Origin of the sequence: Roseateles sp., from assembly GCF_019237615.1 — a bacterium.
GTDB lineage: Bacteria > Pseudomonadota > Gammaproteobacteria > Burkholderiales > Burkholderiaceae_C > Pelomonas.
Map to the genome: position 1 here is coordinate 72,258 of NZ_JAFAGT010000057.1, position 16,607 is coordinate 88,864.

Sequence of the window (16,607 nt, forward strand, 5' to 3'; positions counted from 1 at the left end):
ATGAGCGCTACCCCCGCCCCGACCCGCAAGCAGTTCCCCGCCGACTTCCGATGGGGCGTGTCCACCTCCTCCTTCCAGATCGAAGGCGCCGGCCAGGAGGACGGCAAGGGCGAGTCCATCTGGGATCGCTTCTGCAGCGAGCCCGGCCGCATCCGCGACGGCTCCAACGGCCTGGTCGCCTGCGACCACTACCACCGCTGGCCGGAGGATCTCGACCTGGCCAAGTCGCTGGGCGTCAACGCCTATCGCTTCTCCATCGCCTGGCCGCGCATCCTGCCGCAAGGCCGCGGTGCCCCCAACGAGGCCGGCCTTGCCTTCTACGACCGGCTGGTGGACGGCATGCTGGAGCGCGGCCTGGACCCCTGGGCCACGCTCTATCACTGGGACCTGCCGCAGACGCTGCAGGAGCAGGGTGGCTGGACCACGCGCGACACGGTCGCGGCCTTCCTCGAGTACACCGACCTCGTGACCCGTCGCCTGGGCGACCGCGTGAAGCACTGGATCACGCACAACGAGCCCTGGTGCTCCTGCATCATGGGTTACTGGGAGGGCGTGCACGCCCCCGGCGGCACTCGCCTGGCCGATGCGATGCAGGCCAGCCACCATGTGCTCCTGTCCCACGGCCAGGCCGTGGCGCTGATACGCCGTAACGTGGCCGAGGCCCGGGTCGGCATCACGCTGAGCCTGCACCCCGTCAGCGCGGCGTCCGGCAGCGCCGAGGACCGCGCCGCGCTGCAGCGCCACGATGGCCTGCGCAACCGCTGGTTCCTGGACCCGCTGTTCGGCCGCGGCTACCCCGAGGACACGCTGGCGCTGCTGGGCGACGCCGCGCCCCACGTGCTGCCCGGCGACCTGGAGGCCATTGCCGCGCCGACCGACTTCCTCGGCGTGAACTACTACTTCCCCGAGATGGTGGCCGACGCTCCCGATGCCGGCCATGACGGCCCGATGCGCACCCGGCTCGTCGAGCGCGAGGGCGTGGAGCGCACCGGCTTCGGCTGGGAGGTGTCGCCGCAAGGCCTCGTGGACCTGCTGACCCGCATCCAGCGCGACTACAACCCGCCCGCCATCCAGCTGACCGAGAACGGCTCCACCTTCGAGGACCGGCTGACACCCGACGGCCGCGTGCACGATGCCCAGCGCCTGTCCTATCTGCAGCGCCACCTCGCCGCGCTGAAGCAGGCGATGGATGCCGGCGTGCCCGTCAAGGGCTACTTCGCCTGGAGCCTGCTGGACAACTTCGAATGGGCCGAGGGCTATATGCGCCGCTTCGGCCTGGCCTATGTGGACTACGCCACCCAGCAGCGCACGCTCAAGGACAGCGGCCTCTGGTATGGCCGATTCCTGAACGAATGATTAACGCGATGGGTTGATTTTTTGATGGGGAACGGCCAGTTTCTAAATGAAATATTACAGAGTCGTCCCTCAGGCGCACCACGCCCTGCCGGGTGACACTGCGCCCGCCACCCCACGAGAACCGGAGACAAGATGAAGTTCCCCCGCCACGCCCTGGCCGCCATCGCGCTCGCCGCCGCGGCTTGCGTCCCGTCCACCGCCTCGGCGCAGCTGAAGGCCGAAGTCATCCACTGGTGGACCTCGGGTGGCGAATCCGCTGCCGCCAAGACGCTGGCCGATGCCTACCGCGCCCAGGGCGGCGTCTGGGTCGACACCGCGGTGGCGCTCGGCGAGCAGGCGCGCTCGGTGGCCATCAACCGCATCGCCGGCGGCAACCCGCCGACGGCCGCGCAGTTCAACACCACGCAGCAGTTCCGCGACATCGTCGACCAGGGGCTGCTGAACAACGTCGACGAGGTCGCCAGGCGCGACGGCTGGGACAAGTTCCTGCCCGACACCGTGCTGCAGGCCATACGCGTCAACGGCCACTACTACGCGGCGCCGGTCAACATCCACAACATGACGTGGTTCTGGTTCTCCAAGGCCGCCTTCAAGAAAGCCGGCATCGCGGAGGAGCCCCGGAGCTTCGACGAACTGTTCGCCGCGCTGGACAAGCTCAAGGCCGCCGGCCTCGTGCCGCTGGCCCATGGCGGCCAACCCTGGCAGGACGGCATCGTCTTCACCGCCACGCTGGCCCATTACGGCGGCCGCGACCTGTACCTGAAGATCTTCCGCGACCGCGACCCCAGGGCCATCCAGGGCGAGGAGTTCAGGAAGGTGCTGCTGGCCTTCAAGAAGCTGCAGAGCTACACCGACAAGGGCTCGCCGGGCCGCAACTGGAACGACGCCACCGCCATGCTGATCAGCGGCCGCGCCGGGGTGCAGATCATGGGCGACTGGGCCAAGGGCGAGTTCGCCCAGGCCCGGCAGGAGGCCGGCAAGGACTACGGCTGTGCGCCCGGCTTCGGCCCGCACGCGCCCTACATCATCCAGGGCGACGTGATGGTCTTCCCCAAGACCAGCAAACCCGACCAGGTCAAGGCCCAGCAGCTGCTGGCCAGCGTCATCACGCAGCCGGCCACGCAGGTCGCCTTCAGCATGAAGAAGGGCAGCATCCCCATCCGCACCGACGTGGACGTCGGCAAGATGGACCTGTGCGCGCAGATGGGCGTGGCGGCGATGAAGGACAAGTCGCGCCACCTGGCCAACGGCGAGATCTACATCACGCCCGACCAGAACGGCGCCCTGCAGGACGTGCTGACGGCCTACTGGAACCGCAACATCCCGGTCGAGAAGGTCCAGAAGGACATCGTCTCCGCACTCAGGAACTGACATGAAGCGTCGGTCCCTCGCGGCCTGGGGAGCGCTGCTGCCCCTGGCCCTCATCGTCTGCGTCGGCTATGTCGGCACGGTGCTGTGGACTGCAAGAACGTCCATGTCAACGTCGCGCACCTTCCCCAAGGACGACTTCGTCGGCCTGCAGCAGTTCGAGCGCCTGCTGGACAACGAGCGCTGGCTGCATGCCATCCACAACCTCGCGGTCTATGGCGTGCTGTACATCGCGGCGGCCATGGTCGTCGGCTTCCTGCTGGCCGTCTTCATCGACCAGAAGGTGCGCGGCGAGGGCGTGCTGCGCACGGCCTTCCTCTACCCCTACGCGATGTCCTTCGTCGCGACGGGCCTGGTCTGGCAATGGGTGCTCAACCCCGACAGCGGCCTGCAGAACACGATGCAGCAGCTGGGCTGGCAGGACTTCACCTTCGACTGGATCGTCGACCAGGACATGGTCATCTACACCGTCGTCATCGCCGGGACATGGCAAGGGGCGGGGCTCGTCATGGCGCTGATGCTGGCCGGCCTGCGCGGCATCGACGAGGAGATCTGGAAGGCCGCGCGGCTGGACGGCATCCCGGCCTGGCGCGTCTACCTGTCCGTCGTGCTGCCCATGATGGGGCCGACGCTGGCCACCGTCTTCACGCTGCTGGCCACCGGCGTCGTCAAAGTCTTCGACACCGTCGTCGCCATGACCCAGGGCGGCCCCGGCACGGCCAGCGACGTGCCGGCCAAGTTCATCATGGACCACCTGTTCGGCCGCGCCAACCTGGCGCTGGCCTCGGCAGGCGCGGTGATGCTGCTGATCACGGTGCTGGCCCTCGTCGCACCGCTGGCCTACGTGCGCAGCCGGCAAAAGGCGAAGGGAGGCCATTGATGGGCAAGCGCAAGTCAACGGCGCTCTGGGCCAGGGCGGGCGTCTACGCCTTCCTGGGGTTCGCCGCGGCCTTCTTCCTGCTGCCGCTGTACGTGATGCTGACGACCTCGTTCAAGAGCATGGACGAGATCCGCCTGGGCCAGCTGTTCGCGCTGCCCACGGCGCCCACGTTCGAGGCCTGGCGCGCCGCCTGGAGCGAGGCCTGCACGGGCGTCAGCTGCGAGGGTGTGCGCGGCGGCTTCTGGAACTCGGTGGCCATCGCCGTGCCCTCCGTCATCCTGCCCATCCTTCTGGGCGCCCTCAACGGCTATGCGCTGTCCTGGTGGAAGCCCAAGGGCAGCCAGTGGCTGTTCGGCGTGCTGATGCTGGGCGCCTTCATCCCCATCCAGGTGATGATCTACCCGCTCGTCAAGCTGGAGGCAGCCATCGGCATCTACAGCAGCCTGCCCGGCATCGTCGCCGTGCACCTGGTGTTCGCCATGCCCATCATGACGCTGCTGTTCCGCAACTACTACGCGGGCCTGCCGGCCGAGCTGTTCAAGGCGGCGCGCGTGGACGGCGGCGGCTTCTGGCGCATCTTCGTGCAGCTGGTGCTGCCCATGTCCACGCCCATGCTCATCGTCGCGGCCATCATGCAGATCACCGGGGTGTGGAACGACTACATCCTGGGCCTGACCTTTGCCGGCCGCGACCACCTGCCGATGACGGTGCAGCTCAACAACGTCATCAACACGACGACGGGCGAGCGCCTCTACAACCTCAACATGGCGGCCACCATACTGACGTCGGCCGTGCCCCTGTTGGTCTATCTGATTTCCGGCCGCTGGTTCGTCCGCGGCATCGCAGCGGGAGCCGTCAAGTGAGTGGCGTGAACATCCAGGGCCTGAGCATCCGCTTCGGCCACAACGAGGTCATCAAGGGCCTGGACCTGCAGGTCCACGAGGGCGAGTTCCTCGTGCTGCTGGGCCCCTCGGGCTGCGGCAAGTCCACGCTGCTGCACAGCATCGCCGGGCTCATAGACGTCAGCGGCGGCCACATCCACATCGGCGGCCAGGACATGACCGACGCGGAGCCCTCCGAGCGCGGCATCGGCATGGTGTTCCAGAGCTACGCCCTCTACCCGACGATGACCGTCGAGAAGAACATGAGCTTCGGCCTGCGCGTGGCCGGCACGCCCAAGGCCGAGATCGCGCGCCGCGTCGACAAGGCCGCGCAGATGCTGCAGCTGACCGCGCTGCTGGACCGCAAGCCGGCCCAGCTGTCCGGCGGCCAGCGCCAGCGCGTCGCCATAGGCCGGGCGCTGGTGCGCGAGGCCGGCGTGTTCCTGTTCGACGAGCCGCTGTCCAACCTCGACGCCAAGCTGCGCGCCGAACTGCGCCGCGAGCTCAAGCTGCTGCACCAGACGCTGGGCAGCACCATGGTCTACGTGACCCACGACCAGGTCGAGGCGATGACGCTGGCCTCGCGCATCGTCGTCATGAAGAGCGGCGTCATCCAGCAGATCGGCACGCCGGCCGAGGTCTACGAGCAGCCTGCAAACCTCTTCGTCGCCGGCTTCCTTGGCGCGCCGGCCATCAATCTCGTGCCGGCCCGCGTGGGCACAGACGGCCGCACGCTGGAAGGCGCTCTGCCGCTGACCCTCGCGCCGGGCCGCGCGAGCGCCGGCCAGGGCGTCGTGCTGGGCATCCGGCCCGAGCATCTGCGCCTGCAGGCCGACGGCCGCTGGCGCGCCCGCGTGCAGCTCGTGGAGCCCATGGGCAACCACCAGGTCGTCTGGATGCAGCTGGGCGCGCAGGCCCTGTCGGCGCTGGTGCACGACGGCCGCCGCGTGACGGCCGGCGACACGCTGGCCTTCGACATCGACGAGTCCATGCTCAGCATCTTCGACGCGGGCACCGAGCGGCGCCTGGGCTGATGGACGTCGCGCGCCGCATCGTCATCGTGGGCGGCGGCACCGCCGGCTGGATGGCGGCGGCGGCCCTGGCGGCGCGGCTGCTCGGCAAGGACGGCGAGGGCCGTTGGCAGTTGCAGCTCGTCGAGTCCGACGAGATCGGCATCGTCGGCGTCGGTGAGGCCACCATCCCGCCGATCCGCGGCTTCAACGCGCTGATCGGGCTGGACGAGGACGAGTTCCTGCGCGAGACCGGCGGCACGTTCAAGCTGGGCATAGAGTTCCTGAACTGGGGCGCCATCGGCGAGCGCTACATGCATGCCTTCGGCGACGTGGGGCGGCCGCTGGACGGGCTGCCCTTCCACCAGCATTGGCTGCGCGCGGGGGCCGGGCTGCCGCTCGCCGAGTACTCCATCGGCAACCAGGCCGCGCTCGCCGGCCGCTTCATGCGCCCGCGGCCCGACATGGCCGGCTCGCCGCTGGCCGAGATCACCTACGCCTTCCACTTCGATGCCGCGCGCTACGCGGCCCTGCTGCGCCGGCACTCGCAGGCACAAGGCGTGCAGCGCATCGAAGGCCGCATCGCCCGCGTCGAGCGCGACGACGCGGGCATACGCCGCCTGCATCTGCAGGGCGGCGCGACGGTCGAGGGCGACTTCTTCATCGACTGCTCCGGCCTGCACGGCCTGCTGATCGACAAGACGCTGGGCGTGGCCTTCGAGGACTGGTCCCGCTGGCTGCCCTGCGATCGCGCCTGGGCCGTACCCACCGCCTCCCACGGCCCGCTGCTGCCCTGCACGCGGGCGACGGCCCATGACGCCGGCTGGCAGTGGCGCATCCCGCTGCAGCATCGCGTGGGCAACGGCCATGTCTTCGCCAGCGCCTTCGTCGACGAGACCGCGGCGCGCGACACGCTGCTGCGCCACCTCGACGCGACGCCGCTGGCCGAGCCGCGGCTGATCCGCTTCCGCACCGGCCGCCGCCGCGAGGCCTGGGTCGGCAACTGCGTCGCCATCGGCCTGGCCTGCGGCTTCCTGGAGCCGCTGGAGTCCACCAGCATCCACCTGATCCAGAGCGCCGTGCTGCGGCTGATCGACTGCTTCCCCGGCGCGGTGCCCGACCCGGCCGATGTCGCCGAATACAACCGCCAGACCGCCGCCGAGATGGACGCGGTGCGCGACTTCGTCATCCTGCACTACAAGCTGACGCGCCGCGACGACTCGCCCTTCTGGCGCCATTGCCGCGACATGGCCGTGCCCGAAGCACTGCAGGCACGGCTGGACCTGTTCGCCGCCAGCGGCCGCATCCACCGCCGGGACCAGGAGCTGTTCTCGGAGCCAAGCTGGCTGCAGGTGCTGGTCGGCCAGGGCCTGCGTCCACGCCACCTCCATCCGCTGGCCGAGCTGAGCGCGCGCGACCGCGTGCAGGCCTTTGTCGCCAACACCCGCGACGTCGTGCGCCGCTGCGTCGCCGTCATCCCGGCCCATGCCGACTTCATCGCCGCCCACTGCGCGGCCCCTTCGACGACGCCATGAAGACCTTGCTCCTGACCCTGACCGCCGTGCTCGCCGGCCTCGCCAACGCGGCACCCGTGCAGGCCTTCCTGACCACGGCCGACCAGCAGCGGCTGCTGGCGCCCGGCAACGTCGCCCGGCCCGCGGCCGGGGCCGATGCCGTCATCCGCATCGACCCCGGCCGCCAGCACCAGCGCATGGCCGGCTTCGGCGCGGCCATCACCGAGGGCTCGGCCTGGCTGATGCGCCACGGCATGAGCGAGGCCCAGCGCGACGCGCTGATGCGCGAGCTGTTCACGCGCGACGGCACGGGCCTGGGCTTCGAACTGACGCGACTGACCATCGGCGCGTCGGACTTCTCGCGCCGCCACTACAGCCTGGACGACATGCCGCCGGGCCGCACCGACCCGGAGCTGAAGCATTTCTCGCTGGCGCCCGAGCGCGAGGACGTGATCCCGGCTGTCAGGCAGGCGCTGGCGCTGAACCCGCGGCTGCAGGTCATGGCCTCACCCTGGAGCGCGCCGGGCTGGATGAAGACGACCGACAGCCTGGTGCAGGGCCAGCTCCGGCCCGAGTTCTACGGCGCCTTCGCCCGCTACATGGTGCGCTATGTCGATGAGATGAAGGCCGAGGGCGTGCCCATCTTCGCGCTGACGCTGCAGAACGAGCCCCACTTCGAGCCCGGCGACTACCCCGGCATGCGCATGCCGCCCGCGACGCGCGCCGCCGTCGTCGGCCAGCATCTCGGCCCGCTGCTGAAGGCCCGGGGCATGCAGACGCAGATCCTGGAGTGGGACCATAACTGGGACGAGCCCTGGAGCCCGATGGCGATGCTCGCCGACAAGACGGCGCGGCAGTATGTGTCCGGCGTGGCCTGGCACTGCTACGCCGGCGACGTGTCGGCGCAGTCGCAGGTGGCGCGGCAATTCCCCGAGCTGGACGTCTGGTTCACGGAATGCTCAGGCGGCGAGTGGAAGCCGCAATGGGCCGAGACGCTGCCGTGGATGATGCGCAACCTCATCATCGGCAGCACCCGTCACGGGGCGCGCGGCGTGCTGATGTGGAACCTGGCGCTGGACCCGAAGTACGGCCCGCACCTGGGCGGCTGCACGGACTGCCGCGGCGTCGTCACCATCGACCCCAAGGACGGCAAGGTCACCCGCAACATCGAGTACTACGCCTTCGGCCACGCCAGCCGCTTCGTGCACCAGGGCGCGCGACGGATCGAATCCGAGGGCGGCGCGGACAAGAAGACCGGACTGGATCACGTCGCCTTCACCAACCCCGACGGCGGCACCGTCCTCATCGTCAGCAACTCCGCCGCCGTGCCGCGCCGCTTCACGGTGCAGGCGCCGGGCCAGCGCTTCGGCTACGAGCTGCCGGCCAGCGGCGTCGTGACCTTCACCTGGTGATCGCGATGCGCACACCGCTCGTTGCCGCGTTGATCGCCGTCAGCGGCGCCGCCCAGGCGCTGGATCTGGCCGGCGTGTTCGCCGACCACATGGTGCTGCAGCGCGATGTGCCGCTGCGCATCTGGGGCCGGGCCGAGCCTGGCCAGAAGGTGCAGGTGCAGCTGGCCGGCCGCAGCGCGGAGGCGATGGCAGGCAGCGACGGCCGCTGGCGTGCAAGTCTCGCGCCGCTGAAGGCGGGCGGGCCGCACCGGCTCCAGGTCAGCGCCGGGTCCGAACAGCGCCGCCTTGACGACGTGCTGATCGGGGACGTCTGGGTCGCCGCCGGCCAATCCAACATGGAATGGCGGCTGGCCGATGCCAGCGACGCCGCCGTCGCCATCGCCGCCGCCGGCGCGCACCCGCAGATCCGCCACGCCAAGATGCCGCACCGCGTCAGCCTGCAGCCGCAGCCGGACGCGCCGCCGCTGCGCTGGGATGTCAGCGGTCCGGCGACGGCCGGCGACTTCAGCGCCGTGGCCTGGCATTTCGCGCGCCATGTGCAGGCCGACCTGAACGTACCCATCGGCATCCTCAACCTCAGCTGGGGCGGCACCCATGTCGAGACCTGGACCAGTCCGCGCGCCGCGGCGACGGACCCGGATCTGGCCGACACGATGCGTGCCATGCCCGCCGACGCGGCCGCCTTCGTGCAGCGCCGCCGCGAGCGCTTGCTGGAGCGCGTGCGCCGCTTCCAGGGCGACGAGCCCGCGGACGTGGCTGGCGCCGACCCCCGGCTGGACGACCGTGCCTGGCCCACGCTGAACGCGCCACAGGTCTGGGAAGCACAAGGCCTGCCGGGCCTGGACGGCAAGGTCTGGCTGCGCCGCCACGTCACGCTGACGGCGGCCGAGGCCGCAGGCAGCGCGACGCTGCACCTGGGGCTCGTCGACGACTGTGACGAGAGCTTCGTCAACGGGCAGCCCGTCGGCCAGACCTGCGGCTGGGACACGCCGCGCGCCTACGCGCTACCGGCCGGCCTGCTGCGCGAGGGCGACAACCTCGTCTCCGTGCGCGTGACCGACACCGGCGGCGATGGCGGTATCCACGGCCCGGCGGCCAATCTGCGCCTCGACACCGCCGCCGGCACCAAGCCCCTGGCCGGCCGCTGGCTGGCGCGCGTCGAGTCGCTGCTGCCCGTGCAGGAGCCCGGCCCCAACGACCTGCCCGGCCTGCTGTTCAACGGCATGGTCAGCCCCTTCACCCCGCTCGCCGTGCGCGGCGTGATCTGGTACCAGGGCGAGACCAACGCGCCGCGCGCGGCCCGCTATGCCCAGGCCTTCCCGCGCCTCATCACGGACTGGCGCGCGCAGTGGCGTCTGCCGCGGCTGCCGTTCTACTTCGTACAGCTCTCGTCCTACGGCCCGCGCCCGCCGCAGCCCGATGGCAGCGCCTTCGCCGAGCTGCGCGACGCGCAGCGCCAGGCGCTCGCGCTGCCCGCCACCGGCATGGCGGTCAGCATCGACGTGGGCGACGCCAACGACATCCACCCGCGCGACAAGCGTACGGTGGGCGAGCGACTGGCCCGCATCGCGCTGGCACGGTCCTATGGCAAGCCCATGCCCTTCAAGGGCCCGACGCTGCGTGCCAGCCACCAGCTGCCTGACGGCAGTTTCGAGCTGAGCTTCGGCGACGTGGCCGGCGGCCTGTCCACGCGCGGCGGCGAGCCGCTGCGGGGTTTCGCCGTCGCGGGCGCCGACCGGCGCTTCGTCCCGGCCCAGGCCGTGATCGTCGGCAAGGACCGCCTGCGCGTGTGGAGCGACGCCGTGCCGCGGCCCGCCGCCCTGCGCTACGCCTGGGCCGACACGCCGCTGGAGGCCAACCTCGTCGACGGCGACGGCCTGCCGGCCTCGCCCTGGCGCAGCGACCGGTGGCCGCTGTCCACTCGTGACATCCGGCCGGAGTTCTGACGGGGAACTTTCACCCCATGGCGCGGTTCGGGATGCCGTCGCTAGGATGGCCGAATGACCGGCCTGCTCCTGATCAGCACCAGCTTGATCACCATGCTCGGCTTGACGCTGCTCGCGCTGGCCCGGCTGGAGCCCGGCCATCCCCACATCAGCGACTGGGGCTGGAGCCATGTGCTGCTGGCCCTGGGCCTGACGCTGGGCGTGGCCCTGGTGCCGCCCGACCCGCACTCGCTGCACTACGAGGTGCAGGCCGCCTGGGCGACGGGCTGCATCATCGCGTCGCTGGCCTTGCAGCTCGCCGGCGCCGCGCGCTACCGCGGCCGGGCCTGGCACTGGAAGCGCAACGCGCCGCTGTTCGCCGCGCTGCTGGGCCTGATCCTGGTGCTGGCCCTGGTAAACCGGCACTGGGCCGTCGTCGTCGCGGCCGTCGTGCTGGCTGGCGGCGCCTGGCTGGCGGCGGCCTGGCTGTGGCGCGGTGGCGGGGCCAGCGAGCGCTTCGTCGCCGCCTGCTTCTTCGCCTCGGGCGGCGTGCACCTCAGCGGCCCGCTGCTGGACCCGCTGGCCCGCTCCACGCTCACCCACATCCTCGGCACCTATGTGCAGATGACGCTGGCCATGGCCCTCATCCTGCTGTCGGTGCGGCGTGCCCACCACGAGACCGCGCGCGTCAACGCGCGGCTGCGCCATCTCTACGAGCAGTCCATGCAGGGGCTGGTCGTCGTGCGCGAGGGGCGCGCCGTCTACGCCAACCCGGCGGCTCTGGCGATGTTCGGCCTGGAGCGCGCGGGCTCGCGCTCCATCGACGAGGTCATCGCGCCGGCAGACGCCGAAGGCGCCAGGGCGCGCGAGGCCCAACTGATCCGCCAGCGCGGCGGCCAGATCGCCTGGGAGGGCGAGCGCCGCCGCAGCGACGGCAGCGCCATCTACGTGCGCGGCGTCTCCAGCTACCTCGAATGGGACGGCGGCCCGGCCCTGCTGGTGCTGATGCTGGACGACACCGAGCGACAGCGCGCCACCGAGGCCCTGCGCCGGCAGGCCCTGCACGACGACCTGACCGACCTGCCCAACCGCCACGCGGTGCTGGCCCGCCTGGCCGAGCAGACGGCGCCCGGCAGCCCCGGCTTCGCGCTGCTATCTGCCGACCTGGATCGCTTCCAGCTCGTCAACGAAAGCCTGGGCCATGAAACCGGCGACGCGCTGCTGCAGGCCATCGCGGTGCGACTGCGCGATGCGCTGCCGCCCGAGGCCATGGTCGCGCGCCTTGGCGAGGACCAGTTCCTGCTGCTGCAGCCCGGCGTGGCCGATGACGCGGCCGCGATGCTGGCCGGCCAGCGCCTGCTCGCACTGATGAACGCGCCCTTCTTCGTCGGCCACCGCGCACTCTACGTACACCTGTCGGTCGGCATCGCGCGCTTCCCGGCCCACGGCCAGGACGGCGCGGCTCTGCTGCGCGCGGCCGACGTGGCCATGCACCGGGCCAAGCAGCAGGCCGGCGCGGCCGTCGTTACCTTCCAGCCCGGCATGGCGGCCGGCGCCGGCGGCCTGCTGGAGATCGAGCAGGCGCTGGCCGCCGCCATCGAGCACGAGGAGTTCCAGCTCGACTACCAGCCCAAGTTCGAAGCCGGCACGCGGCGGCTGGCGGGCTTCGAAGCCCTGGTGCGCTGGCAGCGGCCGGGGTTTGGGCGCGTCAGCCCGGCCGACTTCATCCCCGCCGCCGAACGCACCGGCCAGATCGTGCCGCTGGGCGCCCTCATCCTGCGCCTGGCCGCCCGGCAGCTTCGCACCTGGGCCCAGCAAGGTCTGACCCCGCTGCAGGTGGCGGTCAACGTGTCGCCGCTTCAGTTCGAGGACAGCGGCTTCGCCGACTGGCTGCTGGCCCTGGTGCAGGCCCATGGCGTCGATCCGGTGCTGATCGAGATCGAGATCACCGAGACCGCCGCGATGACGCACATGGACCGCGTGCTGCCGCAGCTGGCGCGCCTGCGCGAGGCCGGCGTCGGCGTGGCCTTCGACGACTTCGGCACCGGCCAGAGCTCTCTGACGCTGCTGCGCCGCCTGCCCATCACGACGCTCAAGCTGGACCGCAGCATGGTCGACCCGCTGCCCGAACCCTCGGCCGGCGCCGTCGTGCGCGCGGCCTGCGTGCTGGCTCAGGCCCTGGGCCTGGCCACCGTCGCGGAAGGGGTGGAGACCGAGGCCCATGCCGCCGAAGTCGAGCGCCTGGGCTGCACGCATCTGCAGGGCTGGCTGCTGTCCAAGCCCCTGCCGGCCGAGGCGGCCGGCGCGCTGCTCAGCGCGCCATCGACTCGCCCATCCGGATCGAGCCTCCAGGCCGCCACGCCGGGTTGAACTGCAGGCCGCTGTTCTCGAACAGCATGACGACGGTGGAGCCGAGCAGAAAGCGGCCCATCTCGTCGCCCTGGGCCAGCGTGACCTCGCCAGGCGCGTAGTCCCATTCGCGCACAGGGCCGCCACGCTTGATCCGGCCATGCCAGACCGTCGCCATGCTGCCGACGATGGTGGCGCCGACCAGCACCAGCACCCAGCGGCCCAGCGCGTCGTCGTCGAACACGCAGACGACGCGCTCGTTGCGCGCGAACAGGCCCGGCACGCCGCGCGCCGTCGTCGGGTTCACCGAGAACAGCGCGCCCGGCACATGCACCATGCGCACCAGCCGGCCCGCGGCCGGCATGTGGATGCGGTGGTAGTCCTTGGGGCTGAGGTAGAGGTTGGCGAACAGGCCGTCCTGGAAGCGTGCTGCCAGCTGCGCGTCACCGCCGACCAGGGCCGTCGTCGAGAAGGCCTGGCCCTTGGCCTGGTAGACCTGGTCGCCCTGGACGCGGCCCACCTGGCTGATGGCGCCGTCCACCGGGCAGACCAGCGGTGCGTCGGCCATGGGCCGCGCGCCGGGCTTGAGGGCGCGAGTGAAGAAGTCGTTGAAGGTCTTGTAGGCGGCGATGTCCGGCTCCGCCGCCTCCGCCATGTTGACGCCATAGCGCGCGACGAAGCGACGTATGGTGGCCGTCGTGATGCCGCCCAGCGGTTGGGACGCGTAGTGCCCGGCCAGGCGCGTCATGGCCATCTTGGGCATCAGGTACTGCGGCAGGACTTTGAGACGGTCGGACATGGCATGGGGGCCGTGGAGGGTCGCGGATTCTAGGAGCGCGCCTGCCGCCCAAGGACTAGGGTCAGCGCGGACAATGGCGGGTGATGTCCCTGGTTCACAGCTCCTTCTACCGCTTCACGCCCGTGGCGGATCCCGACGCCCTCGCCGGCTGGCTGCGTGAGGCCGCCGCCGGGCTGGGCGGCGTGGTCATCGTCGCCGGGGAAGGCCTCAGCGCCGCCGTGGCCGGGCCGGCCCAGACACTGGCCGGCTTCGAGGCCGCGCTGCAGCGCCAGCCCGGCTTTGCCGGACTGCACGTCAAGCACAACGCCTGCGAGCGGCCGCCCTTCAGCCGCCTCAAGGTATCGGTCAAGCGCGAGATCGTCGCCTTCGGCGTCCCGGGCGTCAGCGGCCGCGATGCGACGGACACCCATGTCAACCCGCAACGTTGGCGCGAGCTGCTGGCCGATCCCGACACGGTCGTACTCGACAACCGCAACACGTTCGAGTTCAAGCTGGGCCGGTTCCGCGGCGCCGTCGACCCCGGCGTGGCCCATTTCCGCGATTTCCCGGCCTATGTCGAGGCGCACCGCGACGAATGGCAGGGCAAGACCGTCGCCATGTACTGCACCGGCGGCATCCGCTGCGAGAAGACGGCGGCCTGGATGCAGGCCTTGGGGCTGAAGGTCGCCCAGCTCGACGGCGGCATCCTGAACTACCTCGAGGCCTTCCCCGAGGACGCCGCACGGGACTGGCAGGGCGAGTGCTACGTCTTCGACAAGCGCATCGCCATCGACGCCGCCGGCCGCGAGACGGGCACGACGGCCGAGGCCGTCTTCACCGACCCGGCCGACGCCTGGCGGCTGGCGCGGGCGCGACGGCTGGATCCAGGCGACTGACGTTCAAAAGGGACGGGGCCGCGCTGCCTGGAGCTCAGTCCCGCGCCAGCGCGACCAGCGGGCTCATCTGCGCCGCCCGCCGAGCCGGGACCGTGCCTGAGATCAGGCCAATGGCAGTGGATAGTCGGCCCTGGGTGAGCTGATCCAGGCAGCCGAGGATGTTCAGCAGCGTGCTCTTGCCGGAACCCGACTTGCCGACGATGGCGACGAACTCGCCGCTATCGATGCTGAGGTTGACGCCGTGCAGCGCATGCACGCTGGCATCGCCCTGCGCATACGAGCGCCCTGCGCCATGCAACTCGATCAAGCGCGGCATCAGATCTTCCGGGGTCTGGCCAGATCCGGTTTCTCGGCCGTGGCCGCACCCACTCCGACCACCACACGCTCGCCGACCGTCACGCCCTCGACGATCTGTGCCTTGCTGCCATCGTTCAGGCCGACACGAACCTGACGTGTCTCCACGGAGCCGTCGGCCAGCAGCACCTCGACGCCGTAGGTGCCATAGGTGGAGCGCATGCCCAGCGCGCGCATCGGGACGGCTGCGGCATTCTTGGCCGCGCCGGTTTCGATCTGCACGGCGACCGTCATGTCGCTGAGCAGGGCCCGGTCACTGTCGAGCTGCCTCACTTTGAGAGCTGCTTCCTGCTGGGCCAGTGCGGCCTCGCCCTGCACAACGTCGCTGGACGCCAGGTCGGCGTCGAGGCTGACCAGGCGGTCGCCGGCCTTGACCTCGCTACCCAGACTCACGAACAAGGTCCGCACCTGCCCGCTGACCTGGGCGCCAACGTCAACCTTGCGCAGTGGATGGACGGTGCCGGAGGCGCGCACCAGCTGACGGATGTCGGCCCGGGCGATTTCCTCGGTGACGGGCGCCGAAGCGGGACGAGGACGAAGTATTTTGGCCGCCACCACTGCCGAAAGGCAGATCACCGCGCCCGCTACGAAAATTTTTTCCGGATCGACTTCACTCTCGAATCCAATGAATATTCAGAGTCAGATCGGCCTGGCATGCACTCGCGTAATCAGTCGCGGGATTTCCAGCCGGCGAAAGACTGGGTTCTCTCCAGATCCATCCTCATCATCGCCACCTTGAGCAGGAAGGATTCCTGGCTGCCGACGATGGAAAATCCTTCTGGAGATTTCGCAAAACTGGCGGAGTAAGAATAACTGTCCGCGAAGGGAATCTTCGTGATGGTCACGGCGCTATCCACGGGTACGCCCGACTGCTTGAGCAGTCGGATTCGTGCTTCGAAGAATATCTTGCCTTTGCCGTTCAGATCGCCACTGGTGCGCACGATCACGCATTCGACCTTGTCGCAGGTTTCGGTACCCAGCAGTTCAATTTTTTCACCCAAGGGCAGGGCGAGTTCCGGTTTGACGGCCAGATCGATCGGCAGGTCCATGATGGCCGACTTGGGCGGCTGCTCATTCGTCTTGACGAGCTCCCGTTGCGGTTTCACGCCGGCGATCGGCTTTTGCACCAAATATGTGCCGCGAGAAACCTTGTTCCCGTCAGCACGATCGATCACGGCAACCTTGACTTCGGACGCATACACATGCTTGAGCAATGTGTTGTATTCCAGCAACGCCTGCTTGGCATCAACGTCGGCCGCCTGCGCGGACGGTAGCACCGCCAACATAAGCGTGGTGAGGATGGGGTTTGAACGATGGGTTGAAAGCATCTACCGAGCGGGCATTTTTGGCGCGCAAATGAAGTGGCAACCGTCAAAACCATTGACTGGTAGCAGGTTGAAAAGCGACGAGATTATTGTTCCGAGGCTTCCCCAGTACAGCCAGGAATGACCGGCCGATAGCGCGTTGATGGCCAATGCAATAGCGCCTGCCTCCACGGGTCCCGCAGCAGAAATCAAAGCCAGGGATTGCCAACTCAGGCGGCTTCGCTCCGTCATCATGCGTGCACTCAGGGCCGGCAATATCGAGAACTTGAGCCCCGCCAATTCATTGGCCCAGTAAAATCGATATAGCGGTCGATTATTTCCGCACCCGTGCAATCCAACTCATCCTCCCGGGCTGGATTTCGTCTCGTCGCGCAGATTCTGTTCGCCACCTGTCTCACGGCCGGCGCCGGTTCGGGTGGCCATCCGCATCCGGCGGCTGTCCCGTAGGGATGCGATACGTGGGCGGGTAGGCCGGAGCCCTGTTAAAAAACGCTCGCGCCTGGTCTCAGGGGCGAATTCACCGGCGTAATCAGCGGGGCCAGGTAGTACCTGGGGTGAA

The 16,607-nt window shown here is 69.7% G+C and carries 14 protein-coding genes; 10 read left to right on the top strand and 4 right to left on the bottom strand.

The window, feature by feature from the left end; all coding sequences use genetic code 11:
- From JOY88_RS10630 to JOY88_RS10670, 9 genes are all read left to right on the top strand, one after another.
- Complete coding sequence (locus JOY88_RS10630; protein ID WP_293502260.1) at positions 1-1,356, top strand: GH1 family beta-glucosidase; 1,356 nt, start codon at positions 1-3, stop codon at positions 1,354-1,356.
- A 132-nt stretch (positions 1,357-1,488) separates the two neighbouring features.
- A complete protein-coding gene (locus JOY88_RS10635) occupies positions 1,489-2,727 on the top strand; it encodes an ABC transporter substrate-binding protein (RefSeq protein ID WP_293502261.1) in 1,239 nt (412 codons plus the stop codon).
- A gap of 1 nt (position 2,728) precedes the next feature.
- Positions 2,729-3,604 carry a carbohydrate ABC transporter permease gene (locus JOY88_RS10640; protein ID WP_293502262.1) on the top strand — a complete coding sequence of 292 codons (876 nt, stop codon included), beginning with the start codon at positions 2,729-2,731 and terminating at the stop codon, positions 3,602-3,604.
- Positions 3,604-4,467 (top strand): carbohydrate ABC transporter permease, encoded by an 864-nt coding sequence (locus tag JOY88_RS10645; protein WP_293502263.1) that lies wholly within the window; start codon positions 3,604-3,606, stop codon positions 4,465-4,467. Before JOY88_RS10640 ends, JOY88_RS10645 begins: the two co-directional genes overlap by 1 nt.
- Complete coding sequence (locus tag JOY88_RS10650) at positions 4,464-5,519, top strand: ABC transporter ATP-binding protein (RefSeq protein WP_293502264.1); 1,056 nt, start codon at positions 4,464-4,466, stop codon at positions 5,517-5,519. The genes JOY88_RS10645 and JOY88_RS10650 overlap by 4 nt, the downstream gene beginning before the upstream one ends.
- Positions 5,519-7,030 (top strand): tryptophan halogenase family protein, encoded by a 1,512-nt coding sequence (locus JOY88_RS10655; protein ID WP_293502265.1) that lies wholly within the window; start codon positions 5,519-5,521, stop codon positions 7,028-7,030. The genes JOY88_RS10650 and JOY88_RS10655 overlap by 1 nt, the downstream gene beginning before the upstream one ends.
- The gene (locus JOY88_RS10660) at positions 7,027-8,421 is read left to right on the top strand and encodes a glycoside hydrolase family 30 protein (RefSeq protein ID WP_293502266.1); all 1,395 of its coding nucleotides are present in this window, start codon (positions 7,027-7,029) and stop codon (positions 8,419-8,421) included. The genes JOY88_RS10655 and JOY88_RS10660 overlap by 4 nt, the downstream gene beginning before the upstream one ends.
- A gap of 5 nt (positions 8,422-8,426) precedes the next feature.
- Complete coding sequence (locus tag JOY88_RS10665; RefSeq protein ID WP_293502267.1) at positions 8,427-10,367, top strand: sialate O-acetylesterase; 1,941 nt, start codon at positions 8,427-8,429, stop codon at positions 10,365-10,367.
- Between the two features lie 54 nt (positions 10,368-10,421).
- Positions 10,422-12,716: a putative bifunctional diguanylate cyclase/phosphodiesterase gene (locus JOY88_RS10670; RefSeq protein WP_293502268.1), complete on the top strand. Its 2,295-nt coding sequence runs from the start codon at positions 10,422-10,424 to the stop codon at positions 12,714-12,716.
- On the opposite strand, the gene asd is transcribed toward JOY88_RS10670, so the two are convergent.
- Positions 12,658-13,494 carry an archaetidylserine decarboxylase gene (gene asd / locus JOY88_RS10675; RefSeq protein WP_293502269.1) on the bottom strand — a complete coding sequence of 279 codons (837 nt, stop codon included), beginning with the start codon at positions 13,492-13,494 and terminating at the stop codon, positions 12,658-12,660. The genes JOY88_RS10670 and asd overlap by 59 nt on opposite strands.
- An 83-nt stretch (positions 13,495-13,577) precedes the next feature.
- On the opposite strand from asd, the gene trhO reads away from it, so the two are divergent.
- Complete coding sequence (trhO, locus tag JOY88_RS10680; protein ID WP_293502270.1) at positions 13,578-14,369, top strand: oxygen-dependent tRNA uridine(34) hydroxylase TrhO; 792 nt, start codon at positions 13,578-13,580, stop codon at positions 14,367-14,369.
- 34 nt (positions 14,370-14,403) lie between these two features.
- Here trhO and JOY88_RS10685 read toward each other — a convergent pair whose 3' ends face one another.
- The 3 genes from JOY88_RS10685 to JOY88_RS10695 form a co-directional block, all read right to left on the bottom strand.
- On the bottom strand, positions 14,404-14,685 hold the full coding sequence (locus JOY88_RS10685) for an ATP-binding cassette domain-containing protein (RefSeq protein ID WP_524539210.1): 282 nt from the start codon (positions 14,683-14,685) through the stop codon (positions 14,404-14,406).
- Positions 14,685-15,299, bottom strand: coding sequence for a permuted SH3 domain-containing protein (locus JOY88_RS10690; protein ID WP_293502271.1), 615 nt, complete (start codon positions 15,297-15,299; stop codon positions 14,685-14,687). The genes JOY88_RS10685 and JOY88_RS10690 overlap by 1 nt, the downstream gene beginning before the upstream one ends.
- Positions 15,300-15,391: 92 nt before the next feature.
- Positions 15,392-16,051, bottom strand: coding sequence for a hypothetical protein (locus JOY88_RS10695; protein WP_293502272.1), 660 nt, complete (start codon positions 16,049-16,051; stop codon positions 15,392-15,394).
- Positions 16,052-16,607 lie beyond the last annotated feature (556 nt).